The sequence below is a fragment of the Streptomyces sp. NPDC090798 genome, assembly GCF_044768965.1.
GTDB lineage: Bacteria > Actinomycetota > Actinomycetes > Streptomycetales > Streptomycetaceae > Streptomyces.
In genome coordinates this window covers 87,829-109,111 of sequence record NZ_JBIVXA010000018.1, presented here as the reverse complement: position 1 = coordinate 109,111, position 21,283 = coordinate 87,829, and the positions used below count along the sequence as shown (strand labels likewise).

The window sequence follows — 21,283 nt, the reverse complement described above, 5'->3', positions numbered from 1 at the left end:
CGGGGGGGGGGGGGGGGCAAAGGCGGCCCTGCGTCTTCTCCCGCCGGTCCAGCACCCCCGGCGCGGACGGCAGCGCAGCGGGCCCGTTCGAGTGGCGGGTTCAGCGCGCCCGGTAGACGAGGTGCCAGCGGTGCACAAGGGTTGATACCGGCTGATTGCTCGTATTTTCTCCCGCTCATTTCCTGCCCTTGTCGGACAGGCGGTCACGGGCAAGCGCCCCCCGCCCCCGGCACACAAGGAGTCTCCAGGCCATGAGCAACAACCACTCGCTGTCCGGCAAGGTTGCCGTCGTCGGAGCCGGGGCGAAGAACCTCGGCGGATTGATCAGCCGGACGCTGGGCGAGGCCGGCGCGAAAGCCGTCGTGAACTACCACTCGGACGCCACCAGGTCGGATGCCGAGACCACGGTGAAGGCCGTGGAGGCCGCCGGCAGCGAGGCCATCGCCGTCCAGGGCGACCTGGCCAAGGTCGCCGATGTCGAGCGCCTGTTCCACACCGCAAAGGAGCGGTTCGGCGGCATCGACGTCGCCGTCAATACCGCGGGCATGGTGCTCCGCAAGCCCATCGTGGAGACCACCGAGGCCGAGTACGACACGATGCACACCGTGAACGCCAAGACCGCGTTCCTGTTCATCCGCGAGGCCGGCAAGCAGCTCAACGACGGCGGGAAGATCATCAACATCGTCACCTCGCTGCTGGCCGCCTTCACCGACGGATACGCCACCTACGCCGGTGGCAAGGCACCGGTCGAGCAGTACACCCGAGCCGCGGCCAAGGAGTTCGCCGCCCGCATGATCTCGGTGAACTGCATCGCCCCTGGACCGATGGACACCCCGTTCTTCTACGGCCAGGAGACGCCCGAGCGCGTCGCGTTCCACAAGTCGCAGGCCATGGGCAACAGCCTGACCAAGATCGAGGACATCGCCCCGATCGTGCGATTCCTGGCCACGGACGGCTGGTGGATCACCGGCCAGACCATCTTCGCCAACGGCGGCTACACCACCCGCTGACCGGGCTCAGCTCCGCCGACGGCTCGCGCCGCGAAAACCCTGCGCGCGAACCACCGGTGCCGCCTTCACCCTGCCTCACGCGGCGGCCGACGGAATGCGCTGCGCGAACGTGCGCGCAACCAGGCCCGTGACCGCCGAAGGCGCCCGCCCGGTCGCGGAGTTGGGAGACGCCTGCTGCGGCGTCGATGCCTGTTGTACGCCCGCCTGGCCGTTGCGCTTCCTGCGCAGCTCGACATCTTGCGCCGTGGCGGCGTGATGCGGCCGTGCGCGGACGCTTCGCGCGCACGAGCCGGTGGTTGTGCCGCTGACGCGGCCTGGAGGCTCTCCACGTTCTGGGTCCGGGCGCGCATGAGCGAAGCGGCCGGGGATACCTGCCGCTGCCGTTTGAGCGCGAACAGGTCGGCGGGCCGGCCGTGGCCGGCAACGGGTCGTGGATGTCCTCGGCGGGCGTGAGGAAGGCCGCCGCGAACCCCACGAGGCCCCGGCACCGTGCAGGCGGCCGCTCACCAGACGTTGCTCGCCGCCGAGCTTTCGCCCCTCGTCGTCAGCGACCTGTTCGGCATCCGCGTCAACACCGCCGGCGCCTGGGCCGGAGACGCCCAGGACAGCTGGGCCGGCTCTCTCGCGGTATGCAAGGCCACCGAATGGGCAGGCGTAACGGCCGGCTCTCGGCCCTGCTCGATCACGAAGGCTTCAGCTGTACGTCGCCGGCGATGGCGATGAAGCGTTCCAGTTCGCCGACGATATCGGGGCCGGCGGGCTGGTAGACGATTTCGGTGATGCCGTCTCGGGCGTAGGCGCTGAGCGTGTCGCGGATGCGGTCGGGGGTCGCGGTGACGGTGGTGGCGGTGATCGCCTGCCAACTTCCCGCGTTCCAGGCGGCGTCGTCGGCCGCGTTGAGGCCGATGAGGTGCTGGTCGTGCACGGCCAAGTGGCGTTCGGTGCGGGGGTGGGCGCTGACGGCGTCGAGCCAGGCTTGACCGCCGGGCAGGGCGGTGGGGTCGCCGCCGAATTCGTGGGCGGCGTGATAGGCCAGAGCGTTGCCAGGGCCGGCGGCCGCGCGCACGCGGGGGGAGTCCAGCGGTTCGTCCTCGCCCAGGACGGTGCCATGGATGCCCAGTGCGGCCCAGGCGAACTCGTGGGCGTGGGCGGTTTCGCCGTTGACGCTGAAGAGGCCGTCAGCGATCTCATGGGTGACAGCGAGACCTTTGGGACCGAGCGCGGATACCAGCACCGGGATGTCGACGGGGCGCTGCGGTGCGTTCGTGCCGGGATGCATCATGCGCATGGGGGCGCCCTCCCATTCCACGGTGTCACCGCGCAGCAGACCGCGTACCGTCCGGACGTACGTGCTGAGGTAGGACCAGGTGGCCGGAGGTGCGCCGAGGGCACGCGTGCCGTTGAAGCCGGTGCCGAAGGCGAGGGCCGCTCGGCCGGGTGCGAGGGCGGCCAGGGTGGCGGCGCCGGAGGCGTTGACCATGGGATGGCGCAGTGTCGGGACGAGGACGCCGGGGGCGAGGCCGATGCGGTGGGTGCGTTCGGCGGCCGTCGCCAGCATCGCCCAGACGTCGGGGCTCTGGGCGGGGGTGTCGTGGAGCCAGGCGCGGTGGTAGCCCAGCTGCTCGGCGACGGCGATGTGTTCGGGGGAATGCAGGGATGTGGCGAACTGACAAGAGATGTCCATCGGTCAGGCTCCTTGGGCAGGAAGGAAATTCCCGTCTCCCAAGCTCATGTCTTGGGCTCTGAGCTGGGCAGGTGTCCAATCGTCACGAGCAGCGTCAGCGGGTGGTGCGCACCGGCCACAAGCGCGCGGCGCCGGAGAGCATCTACCGGTATGCCTCCTCGGTCCGGTCCAGCGGCACGGTTTCGGCCGTCGGGCGAGTCCCGCGCAGGGCGCTGAACGCCATGGTGTCCTGGGTGTGCGCGTCCCCGAGCGGGTGGGCCGTGCTGTGGATGTAGTGGTGGGCGCCGCGTTGCCCGGCGAAATCGGCCTCGCCGGCTCCGCGGGTGAGGGCAACGGTCCCGAGGCCGGTCACGGCCGCGTACCGCGCGGGCCAAGGGGTGCCGCGCCGGTCGCTGCCGGCGCGTCGGGGATGCGGGCCAGAGCGTCGTTCGGTCGGCGGTCCGTTCGCATTCGTCGAGCGCGAGGTGCCGCTGCCGGGCCCCGGCCCCGTACGGGTGGCCGATCGCCGGGCGGTGCGACCGGCTGCGCGACTCGACAGGTACTCATCTGGGTCCCGGCCATCGGGAGTGAAGCTGGTCCGGGGGTCAGATCTGCGCTCTGCCGCCATCAACGAACAGTTCGATTCCCGTGACGAAGCTGGAGTCGTCCGAGGCCAGAAAAAGCGCCGCCTTGGCAACTTCGTCGGGCTCCCCCATGCGGCCCATCGGAATGGTGGAGGCGATTTTCGCGATGGCGTCCTGGGGTTGCGTCGCCACAAGCGGGGTTTCGATCGGGCCAGGGCTGAGGACGTTGGACCGGATACGGCGATCCTTCAGCTCTACCGTCCATCCCCGGACGAAATTTCGAATGGCGGCCTTGCTCGCGCCGTAGACCGAGAACGCGGGGGTTCCCTTGACGCTCGCAACGGAGCCCGTGAGGATGATGGAGGCACCGTCATTCAAGAGCGGCAGGGCCTTTTGCACCGTGAAGAGTGCGCCCTTCACATTGATGTCGAAAATTTTGTCGAAATGTTCTTCCGTGACGTCTTCCAGCGATGCGAACTCGCCCAGGCCCGCGTTGGCGAAGAGGATGTCGAGCCGCCCTTTCTCCTTGACGGTCTCGTAGAGGCGGTCGAGGTCGGCCAGTTCGGCGACGTCGCCCTGGACGCCGGATACGTTGCGGCCGATTTCCTTGACGCTCTCATCGAGTTCTTTCTGACGGCGGCCCGTGATGAAGACGTAGGCGCCCTCTTCGACGAAGAGCTTTGCCGTGGCCAGCCCGATCCCCGTGGTGCCGCCGGTAATGACCGCTACTTTTCCCTGCAACTTTCCCATGGCCACTGCTCCCGATATCGGTAAAGCCCGGTAAAGCCCATACATCCACGCCCGAAGAAATGGCCGGTATGCCGGCCGGCATGGCTTCGTCCGTACGGCGGTGCCGGTCAGCGTTCGGGCGGGAACTGGTCGCCGAACATCGGCAGGCCGCTGGCGGAGTCGGTGCGGGTCGCCTCATCCTGCAGGACGTCCCAGTGCTCGGCGAGTTTGCCGTTCTCGACGCGCACCACGTCGGCCGCCACCGAGGCGGCGGGGCTGCCGTTGCCGGTGAAGCGGCCGTAGAGCATGACGTGGTCGCCTTCGGCGAGCACGAGCTGGTGCTCGTAGCGCAGCGTGTCGGGCAGGGAGCGGATCAGGTCGAACAGCCCCGCGCGTCCTGGTGCGATGTGCGCGCTGTGCTGGATGTAGTGCTCGGACCAGAAGTCCTCGGCGGCGTCGTAGTCGCGCTGGTTGAACAGCGTGTCGAACGCCTTCAGCACCAGTGTCCTGTTCTGTTCGGGTGCAGCCATGCCGGCCTCCGCGAGATAACCGATGAACCCCATCGCATCACAATGTCGATCGACATTGTTTCTACGCTTGCCACCCGACGATGTCAATGACGATCGACATTGAGATCTTCGGTCCGGCTCGCTACAGTCCTCCCAGGAGCCGGGCCCGGGAGGAGACAGTGGGCGTCTCGAAGCAGCAAGCAGCAGAGAACCGAGAGGCGATCATCGCCGCCGCGGACGGCCTGTTCCGTGAGCGCGGCGTCGACGCCGTCGGCCTCGTCGAGCTGATGGGCGCGGCCGGATTGACACGCGGCGGCTTCTACAACCACTTCGCCTCGAAGGACGCGCTCGTCGACGCGGTCCTCACCAAGGCCATGGCGGACGGGTTCGGCAACCTCGACGCGGCCATCACGGCGTCCCAGGCCCGCGGAAGCGACCCGCTCGCAGAACGGATCGACTGGTACCTGTCGCCTGGACACCGCGCCGACATCGAGCACGGCTGCCCCAACACGGGCTTCGCCGGCGACGCCCGCCGACTGGACCCGGCCGCCCGCGAGCGTTACGCGAACGGCCTGGCGGCGAACCTCGACCGTTTCACGCAGATCGTCCAGGCACCCGGACTCGACGAAGGCGAGCGGCGAGCGCGGGCCATCGCACTGTTCAGCGAGATGGCCGGTGCCCTGCTGCTGTCACGCGCCGTCGCCGATGCCGACCCCGCCCTCGCCGACGAAATCCTCGACAGCGCCCGCACCGACCTGCGCAGCCGCACCAGTACCGCGTAGGCCGTGAGGGGTGGCCTCCTCCCGGTGTTCCACCCGTGATCCCCTCAGGGAGCCCCGGCCGATCCGGTCCTCGGCGGGGGCTTCGGCGTCCCACCGGATCACTGCCCGGCGTCGACCAGTTCCTTGTCCTTGACCGCCGCGTCAAACAGCGCCGCGGCGGCCGCGCGGGCGGTCGTCGCCGCGGAAGGGTCCCTGTCCATCCGCGCCGACACCCCGGCACCGTCGTACAGAAGGTGCAGCTGCCTCGCCAGGTCCTCGGGGTCGGCGACGCCGGCCTCCCGCGCCAGATCCGTGAAGAGGGTCCTGACCCACAGCCGGTACCGGTCCGCGGCACCCTCGACGGGGCTGCCCGGCTGCGCCTCCGCGCTGGCCGTCATGTGTGCACAGCCGTTGAAGTCGGGCTCGGTGAACAGCTGGCCCTGCGCGTCGAAAACCCCCAGCAGCCGCTCGCGTGGTGTCCGGAACCGGGTCAGGGCGCGTTCGACCTGCGCGCGGGTGTCGGCGTGCCGGGCATCCAGGTAGGCCTGGACCAGTTCTTCCTTGCTGCCGAACAGGTTGTAGAGCGAGGCCTTGGCGACGCCGGCCTTCTGCACGATGCGGTCGATGCCGACGGTCTGGACGCCTTCGCTGTAGAACAGCTCGTCGGCGGCGGCCAGCAGGCGCTCACGCGCGGACGGCTTCGAGGCGGTAGTGGCCTTGCTCGGCACGGGACGCTCCCTTCTTTCGGACTGACGGTCCAGTCTACGGCTCCGTTCAGGGGCTCATCCGGGTCCCAGCCTGCATAACAAGGCTAGACAGACCTGTCTTCCCGATCGGGGGGCGGTCGCCGTGCTCCTAGCGGTCGAGGAAGAGCTTGGTGTGGGTCACGAACCGGTCGGGGTACTGGAAGTGGGCTCCGTGGTTGGCGTCGGGGTAGATGATCAGCTCGGCGTCCGGCAGGAACTGCTGGAGGATGTACGAGTTGATCGTCGGGATGATGATGTCGTCGGTGCCGTTGACCACCAGAACGGGGATCGTGATGTTCTTCAGGATCGAGTACGCGGGGTCCTTCGTGGTGCCGTAGGCGTGGATGGCGGTGCCCTGGCCGGCGTAGACCTGCTCGCCGAACGGGGAGGCGTCGCGGTCCTTGCGGGCGACGATCCGCTCGACGTAGGCGCGGCCCAGCTTCCGGCTGGTCTCGGTGGGGGCGAACAGGACCGGCAGCCACATGTCCTCCTGCCGGGGCAGCTTGACGGTGAACAGTGCAGCGGTCTCCGCCGGCGTCTCGCCGATGCCTACGCCGCCGCGCGGGCCGGTGCCGACCAGGACCAGCTTGCGGGACAGGTCGGGGCGCTGGAGGGCGACCTGCTGGGCGACCAGGCCGCCCATGGAGTGGCCGACCAGGTCCACGCGCGACAGCCCGAGGGCGTCGATGAACGTCCCGGCGTCGGTGGCCATCTGCTCGATGGTGTCCGGGACGACGCCGCTGGTGGAAGCGACTCCCGTGTTGTTGAACAGGATGACCTCGCGGTCGGCGGCGAAGCCGTCGCTGATCGCCGGGTCGTGGTCATCCAGGTTGCCGATGAAGTGCTGGAAGAACACGACCGGGATCCGGTCCGTGGCCGCGTCGCCGAAGCGCCGGTAGGCGAAACGGATGCCGCCGGCCTCGACGAACTGGGTCGGGGCGGTGTCGTGGGTGTAGTCGGCCATAAGGGCGCTTCTCCTTGAACCAGCGTTCTGTGTCGGGGAGGGGGCGGACGGCGGTTTCGACAGCCGCGCGTCCGCCGTCCGGGTGCAGAGGACGGGCTCTGCACCCGGACGTGGGTCAGTTGGCGGTGTGGCCGCCGTCGACGTTGAGGATGTGGCCGGTGATGTAGGAGGCCTCCTGCGACGCGATGAACACGATCGCGGCGGCGACCTCCTCCGACAGGCCCAGGCGAGCCAGCGGAACCTCGCTCACCAGGGCCGCCTTGTTCTCCGGTGTGCCGGTGAAGCGGGTGAGCATGCCGGTGTCCGTGGGGCCCGGGGCCACGCCGTTGACCCGGATTCCCGAGCCGGCGACCTCCAGGGCCACCGACTTGGTGATGCCTTCGACGGCGTGCTTGCTGCCGACGTAGACGGAGGCCCCCGCGGCGCCCTCGTGCCCGTAGGTCGAGGAGATGTTGACGATGCTGCCGCTGCCCTGGTCCCGCATGACGCGGACCTGGTGCTTCATGCTCAGGAGCACACCGAGGACGTTCGTGTCGAACGTCGCGTTGTACGTTTCCGCGCTCTGGTCGGTGATCGGGCTGGGCCGGCCTTCGGTGCCGGCGTTGTTCACCGCGACATCGAGACGGCCGAACCGGGCGACGGTCTCGTCGACCATGGCGCGCACCTCGTCCTCGTCGCGGACGTCGGCGTTGATGAACTCCGCCCACGAGCCGAGGCCGCGCAGTTCCTCGACCAGGGCCTTGCCGACCTCATCGCGGCGTCCGGTGACGACCACGTTCGCGCCCTGCTTGGCGAAGCCGACGGCGGCGGCGCGGCCGATGCCGGTGAGGGCACCGGTGATCAATACGACGGGGTTGTCCATTGTCTTGCTCGGTTTCTGTAGTGGTGGGGGGTCGGACGGTCAGACGGCGGTGCGTCCGCCGTCGGCGGGGATGACAGCGCCGGTGATGTAGCCGGCGGCCGGCGAGGCCAGGAACGCGATGACATCGGCGATCTCCTCGGCCTCCGCCGTGCGGGCCAGGAGCGTGGTCTTGCCCAGGGCCGTGAGGTTCTCCCTGGAGGAGCCGCCGGTGTAGGCCGGTCCGGGGGCGATGGTGTTGATCCGCACACCCCGCGGGCTGTACTCGGCGGCCCAGGAGCGGGTCAGCGAGGTGAGCGCGGCCTTGGTGGCGCTGTAGGCGGCGCCGCCTGCCAGGCCGATCTGCCCGGCCATGCTGCCCAGGTTGATCACGGTGCCCCGGCCGCGCTCGGCCATCGCCGGCGCGATGGCGGCCGTGAGGTAGTAGGCGCTGCGTACGTTGGCGTCGAAGAGCGCGTCGAATGTGTCGGGCTCCAGGTCGGCGGTGGGGCCGAACCAGGAGAACCCGGCGTTGTTGACGAGGACCTCGACGTCCTTGGCCGCCTCCGCCAATTGCCTGACGGCGGCGACGTCGGTGAGGTCGGCGGCAAGGAATTCGGCCCGGCCACCGAGGCCCTCGATCTCCTTGACCACTGCGGCTCCGCGGTCGGCGTCGCGTCCGTGCACCAGGACCTTGAATCCGTCCCGGGCGAGCTTCTTCGCAGCGGCCCGGCCGATACCGGACGTCGCGCCGGTCACCAGGGCTGTACGTGTCTCGGCCATGATCGCACCTCCTCCTGAATAGTTAGACCGGTCTGTCTGCTTTCGGTATTCAGCTAAACAGACCTGTCTGGTCTCGTCAACACCGGGGCGGCCGATCCCATGCCCCTTCCTCCTTGGATAGATGTTTGACACTGGTGAGAGGTGGTGCCTACGGTTGCGACGCCAGCAAGACAGACTGGTCTAATCAATATCAGGGAAGAGAGCAAGACATGAGTACGACGTTCTTCGGCGCGTCCTTCGACGCCCATGACGCCGCACGCGCCGCGCGGTTCTGGGCCGCGGCCCTGGACCGCAAGGTCGCCGAGGGGGCCGACGAGCACGATGCCGTCGTGGAGGCCGGCGATCCCGGCAACGGACCGCGGCTGGCCTTCCACAAGGTTCCCGAGGCCAAGAGCACCAAGAACCGGTTCCACCCGGATCTGATCACCGGCGACTACGAAGGCGAGACCGAGCGCCTGCTCGCGCTCGGGGCGACGAAGCTCGACGAAGTCGAGAGGGGCGGCGCCCGGTGGACCACCTTCGCCGATGTCGAGGGCAACGAGTTCGACCTCATCGCCGGCTGAACCACCCACAGGGAAGAGGAACAGGACCATGACGACACGGGAGCCCGAGATCCCCGGACCCGACCACCCGATCACCATCGAGCCCACCGGCGTGCGCGTGGTGGCCCGCGTCGGCACACACGTCGTCGCCGACACCACCAGGGCCCTGACGCTGCGCGAGGCGAACTACCCGCCGGTCCAGTACATCCCGCTCGACGACGTCGACCAGACGCTGCTCACGGACAGCGCCACCCGGACGTACTGCCCGTACAAGGGCGATGCGTCGTACTACAACATCGCCCTGGCCGAAGGCGGCCCGGCCGACGCGGTGTGGTCCTACCGCGAGCCGTACGACTCTGTCGCCGCCATCGCCGGCCACGTCGCCTTCTACACCGACCAGGTGGACGTCGCCGTCGGGGCCTGACAGCCGAGGGAGGAGGCCGCGGGCCTCCTCCGCCCGCCCGTCATCCGGACCTCGGCGCGGAGTCGGCGCGGCTGGTCGCGGCGGGCAAGCTCACATGGCCCTGCGCCCCGTCTGCAAGGCCAAGGACTTCACCGAGGCCCTCGCGTACCTGCGGAAGAAGAGGCCGCCGAGGGTGGCCGGCGGCAAATAACACCCCCTTCGCGTGTCCGCAGACACGCGCAGTCAGGGATCGGACACCCGCATGGCGCTTCGCTCCTGCGACCCCTCCGCCGGAACACGGGGAAGGAGCGCCAAGGCCTGCTCCGCGGCCCCGCTGACGACCTCCGCAGTGGCTCCCGCCTTGCCCAGGGCCTCAAGCCCCCGCAGCACGGCAAGCAGGAGGCTGGCGAGGCTGTCCGCATCCGCGTCAGCATCCAGAGAGCCTTCCGCCTGGGCCCGCGCGATGCAGCCTTGCAGCGCGCCATGCAGCCCGCGGACAACCGCGGCGATTCGCTCGGCCACGCCCTCATCGACGGCCGACAGTTCCGCTGCGCTCTTGGCCATCATGCAGCCGCGCCGTTCCACGTCCCAGACGACGCCGTCCGCGACATTACGCACATGCCGCTCCAGCATGGGCAGGGCCGGTCCGGGGCCGCCCAGAGCTGTGCGCCAGGCTCCCAGCGCGTCACTGTTGTAGCTGTCGAGAGCCCGCAGGAACAGCGCGTGCTTGTCCTCGAAGGCCCCGTACAGACTTCCCCGGCCCAGGCCGGTCACCGCGCTCAGGTCGTCGATGGAGGTGCCGTTGTAGCCCACAGACCAGAACTGATCGCGGGCAGCCCGCACAACCTCTTCTTCGTCAAACTGTCGAGGCCGCGCCATGGGGAAACTGTACGCCGCGTACAACAGCCGAGATCGTTCGTCGGTTCAGGGGCTTGTCGCCGCCTTTGCCGCCTGGTCTCCTGTACGCCGGAACGGGGCGGAAGTGAGGACGGGACGGCGTGGAATCAGTGGCGGGACCGGACGTACGGGGCGCGGTGCCCGAGGGGCTCGGTGCGGCGATACGGGATACGGCCGAGGAGATCGCCGCACTGCTGCGGGCGGGCGCCGGCATGGAACGTCGGGTGCCGCAGTCGCAGTGGAGCGTCGGGGAGGCGGCCGCGCATCTGGCCCTGGCCAACGAGCTGATGGCGGACATCGCGGCGGGACGTGCGCGCAGCTACGGGGACGGCACGCCGCAGAGTCTCGCCGCGGCCAACGAGCAGGGGCTCGCCGCGTTCGGTGAGCGCGGGGCCGAGCCGCTGGCCGGGATGATCGTGGAGCAGGCCGGTGCGTGTCTGAAGGCGCTGGAGGAGCGGGGCGCGGAGGGGACCGTGGTCACTCCGCTGGGCCCGATGGGACCGGATGTGCTGGGGTCGTATCTGCTCACGCACATGCTGGGACACGGTTACGATCTCGCCCGTGCGCTGGGGCGTGCGCACATGATCGACCGGGGGCGGGTGCGGCTGACGCTGCCGTTCTTGATGACGGCGATGCCACGGGTGACCGACACGGCCCGCACGGCCGGGCTGAGCGCCTGCTATGCGATCCGCCTGTGGGGTGGCGGCCGGTTCGGTGTGCGGGTGGACGGGGGTGCGGTGTCGGTCGGTGAGCGGCTGCCGGGGCGGGCGGACTGCACCATCCTCATCGAGCCGGTCACTTTTCTCCTGATGGCGCTCGGGCGCCGGGGCCAGTGGGGCGCCCTCGCTCAGGGCCGCATCCTGGTCGGGGGGCGCAAGCCCTGGCTCGCTCCGCGCTTCCCGGCTCTGTTCAAGGCGCCCTGAGCGCGACGGGCCGCGGCGGCCGGACGAGGGCCGGCTGCCTGTGGTCGTACGGGCCTGGTGGTCACCTGGGCTCGGGGGCGGTGACGGCCGGGGCGGCGCCGAGGAGACCGAGGAGGGTCTCGCGGTGGAGGTCCGCGATCGGTCCGAGGAAGTCCGGGTGGCGCAGCAGGGGGGCCGCGCGGTGGTCGCGCGGGCTGGGGATGGTCAGCCGGCGCGCGTCGCCCACGCTGTCGGGGCCGTGGTGGGTGGCGGCCAGGCAGGCGGCGGCCAGGGCGGCGAGGTCGGCGTCGGCCAGCAGGCAGGCCGCCCAGCTGACGACGGTCTCGTCGACCTGGGTGCGCCAGGCGTGGGTGGCGTCCGTCAGCGGGGGTGCGTCGGCGCCGGTGACGAAGTCCAGCCGGCCGGAGCCGCCGGGGCCCAGCAGGTCCAGCAGTTCGGCGTCCAGCGCGGTGGGGTAGCGCAGGGCGGCGGCGATGGTGGCCGCGTGTCCTGCCTGGGCTTCGGCCAGGGCCTGGTTCAGCGGGCCGGCGGCCGGGGGGAAGGCCGACAGCAGCCAGCGTGCGGAGGCGGCGATGACGGGCGAGAGATCAGTGGGCATGGTGGACCGTCCTGTGCGTGTGCCCGCCTGTCCTGGGTGTTCCGGTGTGGGTGATCCGGTCGCGGGCACTGCGCGCCCGGGCGGGGATGTGCATGGCGGACAACGGTACGGCGGCCTTCCGCGGGGGCGACAGGAGCTGCGTCACAGCCGGGTGCGGTGGGGCGGCGCGGCCAGGGGGGCGGGCGCTGCCTCTCGTGGCGGCCGCCGGGCCGGGGGCGCGGGGGCAGAACGGCGTCGTAGCCGCGTAGGGAACGTCGTCGTGGGGCCCTGCCGCGGTGCGGCCGCGGCAGGGAGACGCGCGTCACATCCGTTGATGTCACATCGTGCCGAGCTGGTTTCGTCATAGCGGTGTATCCGCCCACAACGGCAGGGAGTGCACCCATGGAAGCCCGACTGAACCTTTTCGGCAGCCCGCTCGTGGCCAAGTCCTTGAGGCACCTCGTCTCGGCGGGCAAGGTGACGGCGGACTCGGCGCTGCCGGCCGCGACGCAGGAGCTGGTGAGGCTCCGCGCCAGCCAGATCAACGGCTGCGGTTTCTGCACCGACATGCACACCAAGGACGCCGCGCACGCCGGGGAGACCTCGGTGCGGCTCAACCTGGTCGCGGCCTGGCGGGAGGCCACGGTGTTCACCGACGCCGAGCGCGCGGCCCTGGAGCTGGCGGAGCAGGGCACCCGCATCGCGGACGCGGCCGGCGGGGTCACGGACGAGGCCTGGGCGAATGCCGCCAAGTACTACGACGAGGAGCAGCTCGCCGCACTGGTGTCGGTCATCGCTCTCATCAACGCCTTCAACCGCCTGAACGTCATCGTCCGGCAGCCCGCCGGTGACTACCAGCCGGGCCAGTTCGGATGACGCGGAGCAGCCGGCCGGGGTCGCGTGTGAGGGGACGGGGGTGTGACGACAGGGCCTAGCCGAGCATGCGGTCGAGGTTGAAGGCGGCGCTGATCAGGGCGAGGTGGGTGAAGGCCTGGGGGAAGTTTCCGCGCTGTTCGCCGGTGTGGCCGATCTCCTCCGCGTAGAGGCCGAGGTGATTGGCGTAGGTGAGCATCTTCTCGAAGGCGAGGCGGGCCTCGTCCAGGCGGCCCGCGCGGGTGAGTGCCTCGACGTACCAGAAGGAGCAGATCGAGAAGGTGCCTTCCTCGCCCTGGAGGCCGTCGGGGCTGGCCTGGGGGTCGTAGCGGTAGACCAGGGAGTCGGACACCAGGTCCTCGCCGAGGGCGTCGAGGGTGGCGAGCCATTTGGGGTCGGTCGGGGCGATGAACTTCGCCAGCGGCATCATCAGCAGGGAGGCGTCGAGGATGTTGCTGTCCTCGTACTGGGTGAAGGCGTGGCGTTCGGCGGACCAGCCGTGGCTCATGATCCGCCGGTAGATCGTGTCGCGGACGGCGCCCCAGCGGACCATGTCGGCGGGCAGGCCGCGGTGCTGGGCCAGCCGCATGGCGCGTTCGATCGCCACCCAGCACATGAGGCGGGAGTAGAGGAACGTCTTGCGGCCGCCGCGGGTCTCCCAGACTCCCTCGTCGGGCTGGTCCCAGTGGTCGCACACCCAGTCGACGAGCTCGCTGATGCTGTCCCAGTGGGCGCTGGAGATGGGCTTGCCCCACTTGTCGTAGAGGTAGAGGGAGTCGACGAGTGCCCCGTAGATGTCGAGCTGGAGCTGGTCGACGGCGGCGTTGCCGACGCGTACGGGGGCTGAGCGGCGGTAGCCCTCGAGGTGGGGCAGTTCGCGTTCGGGCAGGTCACGGCATCCGTCGATGCCGTACATGATCTGCAGGGGGCCGGTGGGTCCGGACGGGCCGTCGGGGGCGCGCTGGACGTGTTCGGTGACGAAGCCCATGAAGGCTTCGGCCTCGTCGGTGAAGCCGAGTCTGAGCATCGCGTACACGCAGAACGCGGCGTCGCGGATCCACACGTAGCGGTAGTCCCAGTTGCGTTCGCCGCCGATCTGTTCGGGCAGGCTGGTGGTCGGCGCGGCGACGATGGCGCCGGTGGGGGCGTAGGTGAGGAGTTTCAGGGTGAGGGCGGAGCGGTGGACCATTTCCCGCCAGCGGCCGCGGTAGCGGGACTGGGACAGCCAGCGGCGCCAGTAGCGCACGGTCGCGTTGAATTCTCTTTCCGCCTCGGCGACGGCGCAGAAGCGGGGGGCCACGGCGCCGCCGATCTTGTCGATGGTGAAGACGGCCGTCTCGCCCTCGTGCAGTTTGAACAGGGACCATACGTCCGGGCCGTCGACCTCGATGGGCACGGTGGAGGTCAGGGCGAGGCGCAGCGCGGCGGAGGCGAAGACCGCCTGGCCGGCCTCCGCGTGCACGGTGTGGGGTACGGTGCCGTATTCGAAGCGGGGGGCGACGCGGGCGCGGAAGGGGAGTGCTCCGCGGACGCACACCACACGGCGGATGAGGCGGTGGCGGTCGGCCTCGCGTGAGTCGTCGACGACGGGCATGAAGTCCTGGATCTCGCCGACTCCGTCGTCCGCGAAGAAGCGGGTGATCAGGACGTTGGTGTCGGGGAAGTAGAACTGTTTGGTGCGGGTGGGGACGTCGGGGGCGAGTTCGAAGGATCCGCCCCGTTCGGCGTCGAGGATCGAGGCGAAGACGCTGGGTGCGTCGAAGCGGGGGCAGCAGTACCAGTCGATGGTGCCGTTCGTGCCGACGAGGGCGGCGCTGCGCAGGTCGCCGATCAGGCCGTGCTCGGCGATGGGCAGGTAGCCGGGGGTGCCGGTGCCGCGGGGGCCGGCGTGTGTCCGGTCGCTGTCCTTCGCTCCGGCCTCAGGAGTCGCTTCAGCCACGTCAGCCTCCTTGGGCTTCGCCCGAGCCGCCCCCTGGTGTCCAGGCTAGCGAGTTGTCGCACCCGTGGGCCTGCGGAGCGGTGGGGGGCTGCGGCGGTACGCGCCCCTCTCCCCCGTACGCCGGCCGGCTCCGCCTCGCGGGGAGGGTCAGCGGGCCGCGGGCTGCGCGGGCAGGTTGAAGACGTGGCCCGGGGAGACGATCTTCGTGATCGCCTGCCCGAAGAGAGTGCTGGGCTCCGCGCCGTTGTGGTCGATGTCGGTGTTCAGCACGACGACGAGGGTCGCCTGCGCCGCGGGGAGGTAGATGGTCAGGGATTCGTAGCCGGGCAGGGAGCCGTTGTGCCCGATCCACCCCTGGACGTTGAAGATGCCCAGGCCGTATCCGGCGCCCGGGATCGTGGTGGGTAGCGTGGCCAGCCGCTGCTTCTGCGTGGCCGGGCTGATCAGGGTGGTGCCGTCGGGCAGGACGCCGGTGGCCACCGTGCGCGCCCACACGCGCAGCTCGTCCAGGTTGGAGATCATCGCGCCGGCCGCCCAGGCCCAGGACGGGTTCCAGCCGGCCGTGTCCTCGACCTTCCCGGTCGCGGTCTGGTCGGTGTAGCCCTGCGCGTGCGGGCTCGGGAAGGCGGCGTCGGTCGGGAAGAGGGTGTGGCGCAGGCCCGCCGGGGCGAGGACGTTGTCGTGGATGTAGTCCTGGACCGGCTTCGCGCCGGCCTTCTCGATGACCAGGCCGAGCAGGATGAGGTTGGTGTTGCAGTAGGAGAACTTCTGGCCCGGCGGGAACAGCACGGGATGCCTGAAGGCGTAGGCGAGCAGCTGCCGCGGGGTGAAGGACCGCCGCGGATCGGAGGTGAAGGCCTTGAAGAAGCGCGGGTCCTCGGTGTAGTTGAACAGGCCGCTGCGCATCCCGGCGAGCTCGCGCAGGGTGATCCTCTCCCCGTTCGGCACCCCGGCGACGTACCTGCCGATCGGGTCGTCCAGGCCCACCTTGCCCTCGTCGACGAGTTTCAGCAGGGCCGTCACGGTGAACGTCTTGGTCTCGCTGCCGATCCGCGTGTACAGATCCGGCGACATCGGCCGGCCGCTGCTCTTGTCGGCGACCCCGAACGACCTTATGTAGGTGCCGTGGTCGGGTGTCCACAGGCCCACACTCACCCCGGGCACGTTCGCCTCGCGCATGACCTGCCGCACAGTCCGGTCGAGCTGCCCGGTCACGGCGGGGGTGAGTGTGCGGACCTCGCCCGTCGGCGAGGCGGAGGGCGAGGGCGGCTGCGGGACGGTGGCCGCGGTGCGCACGGACACCGGTGCCCCGAACGCGGCCGGGCCCGCGACCGGCACCGTCAACATCCCCACCGCCGTGGCGGTTACGGCCCCCCTGCGCAGTCGTCTGCACGCGTGCGTCATGGGCCCACTCCCAGCAGCCGAGGACGAGCCCGCGAGCGTGGTGGACGAGAGCGCCGGTCAGCTGCGCGACGAACCGCAGGTCACCGCCGTGCCGTGGACACCACCCTCAAGCTCCTGCCCCACCAGCATAGGAGCGCGGCCTGCCCCCCGCCCGTCGGCGAGGGGGGTCCGGGACGGCGCGGTGAGGACCGTACGACACCGGGACCGGACGGCAGGGTCCGGGCGGACGGCAGGGTCCGGGCGGACGGGCCGTGCGGGCAACCTGCCTGCGGGCACAGCTTCCTGACGGCCAGTCAGCCAGGGTGGCCGCATGCCCGGCGGCCGGCCCGGCGTCAAGTGAGGAACGGGCGGGGTGGGGTGGGACTGCGGTCTGGCGCACCGGGCGGCCCGGTGCCGCTTGCCGGCCGTTGGACCGGGTCCGTGCAACCGCCCGCCCTGCCTTGATCGTCCCCGCCCCCGGGGGAACCGTGACGGGAGGGGATCATGTGGTGCGGGTCGCGTATGTCCTGAGGACGAGGGCCGGGGGGAGATGAAGTGAGCTTCCTGCTCTGTCTGCTGGCCGTCCTGGTCACGGTCGTCTCCGGCGCGGTGTTCCTGGGCCGGGGACTGGCCTCCGTCTGGAGAGGCGGGCTCGCGCGGTCGCTCCGCGGTCTCGCGTATGTCGTCGCGGCGGGCGCGGCCGCGATGTACGCGTGGGGGATGCTGTACGTCGCGGGTGCGGCGCTGGAGGCGGCGGACGGCGGGGCGGACTCGTCTCCCATCCGGCCCTGCCGCACGGGCGTGCAGGAACGCGACTACTGGATCGACGACTACCAAGTCTGGTGGGTACCGGTCCGGTTCGTGTGCCACCGGAGCGACGGGACCACCTACGACCGGGAGGTACCCGGATACGTGAACCCGGCACTGGCCGGCCTCGCGGTCAGCGCAGTGGCCCTGGCCGTATCCGGCCGGTCCGTATCCGGCCGGTCCGTGGACGAGCGGTCCGTGGACGAGCGCGCGCGGAGGCCGTGAACATGCTGGTGTTCTACGCCGTGCCGCTGGTCAGTCTCTTCCTGTTCGCGGCCGGATCCGTTGCGTACCTGCTGTGGGCGGCTCGGCGCCGTCCGTCCCGGCAGGTCCGCTGGGCCGTCGCCGGGGCGTGTGTGGCGGTGCTCGGATACGCGGGTGCCGTGGCGTACGGGCTGGCCTTCACCGATCCCGTGCAGGTGTGCGGCCAGAAGACCCTCGACAACGACTTCCCGCTGGTGCGCGTGAGCGTGGACGTCTTCCCGCCCGATGTCGCCTGCTACTGGACCGACTCGGGCACCTATGGACCCTCGCACCCCACAGTCCTGGGAACGTGGGTCATGTGGGCAGGCGCCGGGGTCCTGGTCGTGGCTCTCTCCGTCATCCTGATCGGGCGGAAGTCGCGGGCCTCGCGCTGGGTGCGGGCCGGTGCGATCTGGTCGCCGTTGGCGGCCGCCATGATCTGGGTGATCGGTGTCGGCCCCGCGATGGAACTCTCACGGACCGAGCTCTACGACGAGTGCCTGCACCACAAGACGGTCCCTCCGGAAACCAAGCTGATCCGGATCGACGTACAGGACATCGAAAGAACTGTCCTTCCGCCCTCCCTCACCTGCACGTACTCCGACAGCAAGGCCGACCTCCTCGCACCCGAGCAGACCGGCCTGCTCGGGTGCGGCGTCGCGTTCGTGGCGTTCGCGGGGGTCGCTCTGTCCCAGGCCGCACGAGCGGGCCGGTCCAGGCCGCGCACGTGAGACGTGGTCGGGCATGGTCTTCCGGCAGCGGGGCGGTGTGTCACGGCGCCGGCGTGTCGCTGCTGACGGGGCCGGGCCGACAGGAGTTCGGCCCGGGCCGGTGAGCAGCGGCGTTGCGGCGCGGTGGTCACCCGCGGCCCTGGGGAGCGTGGTGGCACGGCCTCGGGGAGTGCGGTGGTCACAGGCCCAGGGAGATGGCCAGCCGGGTGAGTTCGGCGGTGCTGCTGATGTTGAGCTTGGCCCGGATACGGCGGAGGTAGGCGTCGACCGTGTGCTTGGAGAGCCCCATGTGGCGGGCCGTCTGCAGATAGGTGCGCCCGGCGGCGATATGTCGCAGCGTCTCCTGCTCACGGGGGGCCAGCGCGGGGACGGGGGCTTCGGCGTGCGGCGTGGTGAGTGTGAGACTCATGGGATTTCCTCCGACGTGTCGGCTCGGTCGTCGCTGCTCACACCCTTGAAAGCAGGGGACATATGACCGAATAAGGCTTTTTGTCCGCTTTACATAAAGAGTGGCCGGGGGACTTCATGACGGTGTCCGCCGACTGTCACAGGCCTGTCACAGGCAATCCCCGCAGGTTTGCAGCGGCGCGCTCACGGACGAAGCGACACCCCGCGCCCCCGGTGACGGCGCCGGGTTGGTGGTCCGTGCCCCCCGGGATCATGCTTGTCAGGAGAGCCCCCGGCCGTGCAGGTTCCCGAAGGGCGAGATGAGCGGCGATGGAGCGACTTCCCACCCATCCTGGTGAGCGGCCACACGAGTCGGACGCCTCCCCCGGTCCGGCCCGTCCGGCCCCTCCCACTCCCACTCCCACGGCCACCGCTGCCGTCGACGCGCGGGGCATCGTGACGGAGTGGAGCGAAGGCGCCCGGCAGCTGCTCGGCTATCCGCCCTCGGAGGTCGTGGGACAGCCCGCCGCCCGTCTGCTCGCCGACGACGCCGACGCGGCCGGCGCGGCCGGCGCGGCGATGCTGCGGGACGCGGCCGGACGGGAGCGGTGGAGCGGCACCGTGGCGCTGCGGCACCGCGACGGCCGCCGGGTGCGGCGGGAACTGCTGGCGCACCGCCGTACGGTGGACGGCCCCCTCACCGAGTGGCTCGTGGTGTCCGCCGTGACCGGCACGCCCGAAGGACAAAACCCTGCCGGCACGCCCGAAGGACAAACGCCTGCCGGCACGCCCGAAGGACAAACGCCTGCCTGCACGCCCGAAGGAGAAGCGGCCCGGGGCGGCACGTCCGGGAGCGAGGCGTCCGGAGGCGGGACGCCCGGGAGCGGCCGGCTGGGGGAATGGGCGTTTCGCCAGTCGCCCTGCGTCCTGGCCGTCTTCGACGCGGACCTGCGGCTGGTGCGGGCCAACGCCGGTATGGAGCAGGTGCTGTCCCGCACCGAGGACCGGATGCGCGGGCTGCGCCTGCCGGAGATCGTGCCGCATCCGGTGAGCGACGAGACCGAGGCGAAGATGCGCCGGGTGCTGGAGGGCGGCGGCCCGCAGCGCCTGCGGGCGGGCCCCGGTCCCGCGGGCACCGGGGCGGAAGACGGCTGGTCGACCTCCCTCGTCCCGCTGAAGGACCCCGCCGGCCATGTGCGCGCGGTGTGCCTGGCGGCGCACCAGCGGATCCAGGAGCATCTCGCCCGGCAGCGGATGCTCCTGCTGAGCGAGGCCTCGGCCCGCATCGGCACCACCGCGGACAGCGGGCGCACCGCACAGGAACTGGCCGACATCGCCGTCCCCCGGCTCGCGGACTTCGCCGCCGTCGATCTGCTGGACGCCCCCCGGCACGGCGGCGAGCCCTCCCCCGCCGCCCCGGACAGGCCCCTGTCCATGACCCGTACCGCGGTGCGCTCGGTCCTCGATGACGGCTCCGCCGCCGCCTCCGCGGCGGGCACAAAGATCCTCTGCCCGGCCCTGTCACCGGTGGCCCGGTGCCTGGCCCAGGGCCACGGCGCCCTGTACGACGCGGCCGACCCCGACCTCGTCCGGTGGGCGCGGCAGGACCCGGGGGCCGCCCGGCTCCTCGGGAGCGGAACGCACTCGGTGATGGTGGTGCCGATGCGGGCCCACGGCGCCACGCTCGGCGTGGCCCTGTTCGGCCGGCACCGGCGCGCGGAGCCCTTCGAGACGGACGACCTGTGGCTGGCCGAGGAGCTCACCGCCAAGGCGGCCGTGAGCATCCACACCACCCGCCGCGACAGCCGGGAGCACACCAGCACCATGACCCTGCAGCGCAGCCTGCTCCCGCAGACGCTGCCCGACCAGGGAGCCCTGGACATCGCCACCCGCTATCTGCCCGCCGGCACCCGGGCCGGTGTGGGCGGCGACTGGTTCGACGTCATCCCGCTGTCCGGTGCGCGGGTGGCCCTCGTCGTGGGCGATGTGGTCGGCCACGGCATCCGCGCCTCCGCCACCATGGGCCGGCTGCGCACCGCGGTGCGCACCCTGGCCGATGTCGACCTGCCGCCCGACGAACTGCTCACCCACCTCGACGACCTCGTCCTGCATCTGTCCGCCGACGAGGGCGGCACGGACGGCGCCGCCGAGAGTGCCGGGGGCATCGGCACCACCTGCCTGTACGCGGTCTACGACCCGGTCTCGCGCCGCTGCGCCCTCGCCCGGGCCGGCCACCCGCCGCCCGCCGCGGTCACCCCGGACGGCGCCGTCCGCTTCCTCGACGTCCCGGCCGGTCCGCCGCTGGGCCTGGGCGGCCTGCCGTTCGAGACCTTCGAGACCGAACTGCCCGAGGGCAGCCTCCTGGCCCTCTACACCGACGGTCTGCTCGCCGCCCGCGACCACGACATCGACGAGGCGCTGGACAAGATGTTCGCCGCCCTCGCCCGCCCCGCGAAGACCCTCGACACGGTCTGCGACAGGGTCCTCACCGCCATGCTGACCCACCGTCCCGACGACGACATCGCCCTGCTCGTCGCCCGCACCCGGGTCCTGCACACCGACCGGGTCGCCGCCTGGGACCTGGCCTGCGACCCGGCCGTCGTCGCCCGGGCACGCAAGCACGCCACCGAGCAGCTGACCGCCTGGGGGCTGGACGACGCCGCCTTCATCACCGAACTGACGGTCAGTGAACTGGTCACCAACGCCATCCGCTACGGCCGACCGCCCATCCAGCTGCGGCTGATCCACGAGGACTCCACGCTGACCTGCGAGGTCTTCGACTCCAGCAGCACCGCCCCGCACATGCGGCGCGCCCGGACCTTCGACGAGGGCGGGCGGGGCCTGCTGCTGGTCGGCCAGCTCGCCCGGCGCTGGGGCACCCGGCACGCCCTCACCGGCAAGACCGTCTGGGCCGAGCAGTCCCTCTCCCCCGGCTGACCGCCGGGCGGCACGGACGGCCACCGCCCGTGCCCGCGGACGGCCACGGCTCCC

General features: G+C 70.9%; 22 protein-coding genes. 9 read left to right on the top strand and 13 right to left on the bottom strand.

Translation table 11 applies throughout. The features are described from left to right. Positions 1–251: 251 nt before the first annotated feature. Positions 252–1,010: an SDR family oxidoreductase gene (locus ACIQTP_RS32795; RefSeq protein WP_403406843.1), complete on the top strand. Its 759-nt coding sequence runs from the start codon at positions 252–254 to the stop codon at positions 1,008–1,010. Positions 1,011–1,692: 682 nt separating this feature from the next. On the opposite strand, the gene ACIQTP_RS32790 is transcribed toward ACIQTP_RS32795, so the two are convergent. The 4 genes from ACIQTP_RS32790 to ACIQTP_RS32775 all read right to left on the bottom strand — a co-directional run bounded on the left by ACIQTP_RS32790 (position 1,693) and on the right by ACIQTP_RS32775 (position 4,516). After that, complete coding sequence (locus tag ACIQTP_RS32790; protein ID WP_403406840.1) at positions 1,693–2,694, bottom strand: LLM class flavin-dependent oxidoreductase; 1,002 nt, start codon at positions 2,692–2,694, stop codon at positions 1,693–1,695. Between the two features lie 142 nt (positions 2,695–2,836). Beyond that, the gene (locus ACIQTP_RS32785; protein WP_403406837.1) at positions 2,837–3,046 is read right to left on the bottom strand and encodes a hypothetical protein; all 210 of its coding nucleotides are present in this window, start codon (positions 3,044–3,046) and stop codon (positions 2,837–2,839) included. A gap of 232 nt (positions 3,047–3,278) precedes the next feature. After that, on the bottom strand, positions 3,279–4,007 hold the full coding sequence (locus tag ACIQTP_RS32780) for a glucose 1-dehydrogenase (RefSeq protein WP_403406834.1): 729 nt from the start codon (positions 4,005–4,007) through the stop codon (positions 3,279–3,281). Between the two features lie 107 nt (positions 4,008–4,114). Next, positions 4,115–4,516: a nuclear transport factor 2 family protein gene (locus ACIQTP_RS32775; RefSeq protein ID WP_403406831.1), complete on the bottom strand. Its 402-nt coding sequence runs from the start codon at positions 4,514–4,516 to the stop codon at positions 4,115–4,117. An 86-nt stretch (positions 4,517–4,602) separates the two neighbouring features. Here ACIQTP_RS32775 and ACIQTP_RS32770 point away from each other — a divergent pair, with 86 nt between their 5' ends. Next, positions 4,603–5,277 (top strand): TetR/AcrR family transcriptional regulator, encoded by a 675-nt coding sequence (locus ACIQTP_RS32770; RefSeq protein WP_403406829.1) that lies wholly within the window; start codon positions 4,603–4,605, stop codon positions 5,275–5,277. A gap of 98 nt (positions 5,278–5,375) precedes the next feature. Here the strand turns inward: ACIQTP_RS32770 and ACIQTP_RS32765 are convergent, their stop codons facing one another. From ACIQTP_RS32765 to ACIQTP_RS32750, 4 genes are all read right to left on the bottom strand, one after another. Next, positions 5,376–5,984 carry a TetR/AcrR family transcriptional regulator gene (locus ACIQTP_RS32765; protein ID WP_402050084.1) on the bottom strand — a complete coding sequence of 203 codons (609 nt, stop codon included), beginning with the start codon at positions 5,982–5,984 and terminating at the stop codon, positions 5,376–5,378. A 127-nt stretch (positions 5,985–6,111) separates the two neighbouring features. Further along, complete coding sequence (locus tag ACIQTP_RS32760) at positions 6,112–6,966, bottom strand: alpha/beta fold hydrolase (RefSeq protein ID WP_402050087.1); 855 nt, start codon at positions 6,964–6,966, stop codon at positions 6,112–6,114. A gap of 115 nt (positions 6,967–7,081) precedes the next feature. Next, positions 7,082–7,828 (bottom strand): SDR family NAD(P)-dependent oxidoreductase, encoded by a 747-nt coding sequence (locus ACIQTP_RS32755; protein WP_403406825.1) that lies wholly within the window; start codon positions 7,826–7,828, stop codon positions 7,082–7,084. 39 nt (positions 7,829–7,867) lie between these two features. Beyond that, a complete protein-coding gene (locus ACIQTP_RS32750; protein WP_403406822.1) occupies positions 7,868–8,587 on the bottom strand; it encodes an SDR family NAD(P)-dependent oxidoreductase in 720 nt (239 codons plus the stop codon). A 209-nt stretch (positions 8,588–8,796) separates the two neighbouring features. On the opposite strand from ACIQTP_RS32750, the gene ACIQTP_RS32745 reads away from it, so the two are divergent. Both ACIQTP_RS32745 and ACIQTP_RS32740 read left to right on the top strand, forming a co-directional pair. Continuing rightward, positions 8,797–9,150, top strand: coding sequence for a VOC family protein (locus tag ACIQTP_RS32745; RefSeq protein WP_403406819.1), 354 nt, complete (start codon positions 8,797–8,799; stop codon positions 9,148–9,150). A gap of 28 nt (positions 9,151–9,178) precedes the next feature. Continuing rightward, entirely contained in the window at positions 9,179–9,553 is a 375-nt protein-coding gene (locus tag ACIQTP_RS32740; RefSeq protein WP_403406817.1) for a DUF427 domain-containing protein, read from the top strand. A gap of 222 nt (positions 9,554–9,775) precedes the next feature. Here the strand turns inward: ACIQTP_RS32740 and ACIQTP_RS32735 are convergent, their stop codons facing one another. After that, the gene (locus ACIQTP_RS32735; RefSeq protein WP_403406814.1) at positions 9,776–10,411 is read right to left on the bottom strand and encodes a TetR/AcrR family transcriptional regulator; all 636 of its coding nucleotides are present in this window, start codon (positions 10,409–10,411) and stop codon (positions 9,776–9,778) included. Positions 10,412–10,530: 119 nt separating this feature from the next. Here ACIQTP_RS32735 and ACIQTP_RS32730 point away from each other — a divergent pair, with 119 nt between their 5' ends. Further along, entirely contained in the window at positions 10,531–11,352 is an 822-nt protein-coding gene (locus ACIQTP_RS32730; RefSeq protein ID WP_403406811.1) for a maleylpyruvate isomerase family mycothiol-dependent enzyme, read from the top strand. Between the two features lie 61 nt (positions 11,353–11,413). Here ACIQTP_RS32730 and ACIQTP_RS32725 read toward each other — a convergent pair whose 3' ends face one another. Continuing rightward, entirely contained in the window at positions 11,414–11,950 is a 537-nt protein-coding gene (locus ACIQTP_RS32725; RefSeq protein ID WP_402050106.1) for a hypothetical protein, read from the bottom strand. A gap of 381 nt (positions 11,951–12,331) precedes the next feature. On the opposite strand from ACIQTP_RS32725, the gene ACIQTP_RS32720 reads away from it, so the two are divergent. Next, the gene (locus tag ACIQTP_RS32720; protein WP_403406808.1) at positions 12,332–12,805 is read left to right on the top strand and encodes a carboxymuconolactone decarboxylase family protein; all 474 of its coding nucleotides are present in this window, start codon (positions 12,332–12,334) and stop codon (positions 12,803–12,805) included. A gap of 55 nt (positions 12,806–12,860) precedes the next feature. Here ACIQTP_RS32720 and ACIQTP_RS32715 read toward each other — a convergent pair whose 3' ends face one another. Together ACIQTP_RS32715 and ACIQTP_RS32710 are read right to left on the bottom strand one after the other, a co-directional pair. After that, the gene (locus ACIQTP_RS32715; RefSeq protein ID WP_402050112.1) at positions 12,861–14,741 is read right to left on the bottom strand and encodes a glycoside hydrolase family 15 protein; all 1,881 of its coding nucleotides are present in this window, start codon (positions 14,739–14,741) and stop codon (positions 12,861–12,863) included. A gap of 147 nt (positions 14,742–14,888) precedes the next feature. Beyond that, complete coding sequence (locus tag ACIQTP_RS32710) at positions 14,889–16,088, bottom strand: serine hydrolase domain-containing protein (RefSeq protein WP_403406805.1); 1,200 nt, start codon at positions 16,086–16,088, stop codon at positions 14,889–14,891. Positions 16,089–16,679: 591 nt separating this feature from the next. Between ACIQTP_RS32710 and ACIQTP_RS32705 the strand changes: the two genes are divergently transcribed. Further along, positions 16,680–17,156: a hypothetical protein gene (locus ACIQTP_RS32705; protein ID WP_403406802.1), complete on the top strand. Its 477-nt coding sequence runs from the start codon at positions 16,680–16,682 to the stop codon at positions 17,154–17,156. 2 nt (positions 17,157–17,158) lie between these two features. Continuing rightward, a complete protein-coding gene (locus ACIQTP_RS32700) occupies positions 17,159–17,905 on the top strand; it encodes a hypothetical protein (RefSeq protein WP_403407015.1) in 747 nt (248 codons plus the stop codon). A gap of 178 nt (positions 17,906–18,083) precedes the next feature. Here ACIQTP_RS32700 and ACIQTP_RS32695 read toward each other — a convergent pair whose 3' ends face one another. Beyond that, positions 18,084–18,314, bottom strand: a complete 231-nt coding sequence (locus tag ACIQTP_RS32695) for a response regulator transcription factor (protein ID WP_403406799.1) — start codon at positions 18,312–18,314, stop codon at positions 18,084–18,086. A 308-nt stretch (positions 18,315–18,622) separates the two neighbouring features. On the opposite strand from ACIQTP_RS32695, the gene ACIQTP_RS32690 reads away from it, so the two are divergent. Then, a complete protein-coding gene (locus tag ACIQTP_RS32690; RefSeq protein WP_403406796.1) occupies positions 18,623–21,229 on the top strand; it encodes a SpoIIE family protein phosphatase in 2,607 nt (868 codons plus the stop codon). Positions 21,230–21,283 lie beyond the last annotated feature (54 nt).

What these genes read in the sequence shown, in the direction of transcription:
- ACIQTP_RS32710 (WP_403406805.1), bottom strand. Translation starts at nt 16,088, where the DNA reads ATGTTGACGGTGCCGGTCGCGGGCCCGGCCGCGTTCGGGGCACCGGTG.
- ACIQTP_RS32750 (WP_403406822.1), bottom strand. Translation starts at nt 8,587, where the DNA reads ATGGCCGAGACACGTACAGCCCTGGTGACCGGCGCGACGTCCGGTATC.
- ACIQTP_RS32775 (WP_403406831.1), bottom strand. Translation starts at nt 4,516, where the DNA reads ATGGCTGCACCCGAACAGAACAGGACACTGGTGCTGAAGGCGTTCGAC.
- ACIQTP_RS32690 (WP_403406796.1), top strand. Translation starts at nt 18,623, where the DNA reads ATGGAGCGACTTCCCACCCATCCTGGTGAGCGGCCACACGAGTCGGAC.
- ACIQTP_RS32700 (WP_403407015.1), top strand. Translation starts at nt 17,159, where the DNA reads ATGCTGGTGTTCTACGCCGTGCCGCTGGTCAGTCTCTTCCTGTTCGCG.
- ACIQTP_RS32725 (WP_402050106.1), bottom strand. Translation starts at nt 11,950, where the DNA reads ATGCCCACTGATCTCTCGCCCGTCATCGCCGCCTCCGCACGCTGGCTG.
- ACIQTP_RS32780 (WP_403406834.1), bottom strand. Translation starts at nt 4,007, where the DNA reads ATGGGAAAGTTGCAGGGAAAAGTAGCGGTCATTACCGGCGGCACCACG.
- ACIQTP_RS32760 (WP_402050087.1), bottom strand. Translation starts at nt 6,966, where the DNA reads ATGGCCGACTACACCCACGACACCGCCCCGACCCAGTTCGTCGAGGCC.
- ACIQTP_RS32790 (WP_403406840.1), bottom strand. Translation starts at nt 2,694, where the DNA reads ATGGACATCTCTTGTCAGTTCGCCACATCCCTGCATTCCCCCGAACAC.
- ACIQTP_RS32755 (WP_403406825.1), bottom strand. Translation starts at nt 7,828, where the DNA reads ATGGACAACCCCGTCGTATTGATCACCGGTGCCCTCACCGGCATCGGC.
- ACIQTP_RS32795 (WP_403406843.1), top strand. Translation starts at nt 252, where the DNA reads ATGAGCAACAACCACTCGCTGTCCGGCAAGGTTGCCGTCGTCGGAGCC.
- ACIQTP_RS32735 (WP_403406814.1), bottom strand. Translation starts at nt 10,411, where the DNA reads ATGGCGCGGCCTCGACAGTTTGACGAAGAAGAGGTTGTGCGGGCTGCC.
- ACIQTP_RS32695 (WP_403406799.1), bottom strand. Translation starts at nt 18,314, where the DNA reads ATGAGTCTCACACTCACCACGCCGCACGCCGAAGCCCCCGTCCCCGCG.
- ACIQTP_RS32740 (WP_403406817.1), top strand. Translation starts at nt 9,179, where the DNA reads ATGACGACACGGGAGCCCGAGATCCCCGGACCCGACCACCCGATCACC.
- ACIQTP_RS32770 (WP_403406829.1), top strand. Translation starts at nt 4,603, where the DNA reads ATGACGATCGACATTGAGATCTTCGGTCCGGCTCGCTACAGTCCTCCC.
- ACIQTP_RS32745 (WP_403406819.1), top strand. Translation starts at nt 8,797, where the DNA reads ATGAGTACGACGTTCTTCGGCGCGTCCTTCGACGCCCATGACGCCGCA.
- ACIQTP_RS32720 (WP_403406808.1), top strand. Translation starts at nt 12,332, where the DNA reads ATGGAAGCCCGACTGAACCTTTTCGGCAGCCCGCTCGTGGCCAAGTCC.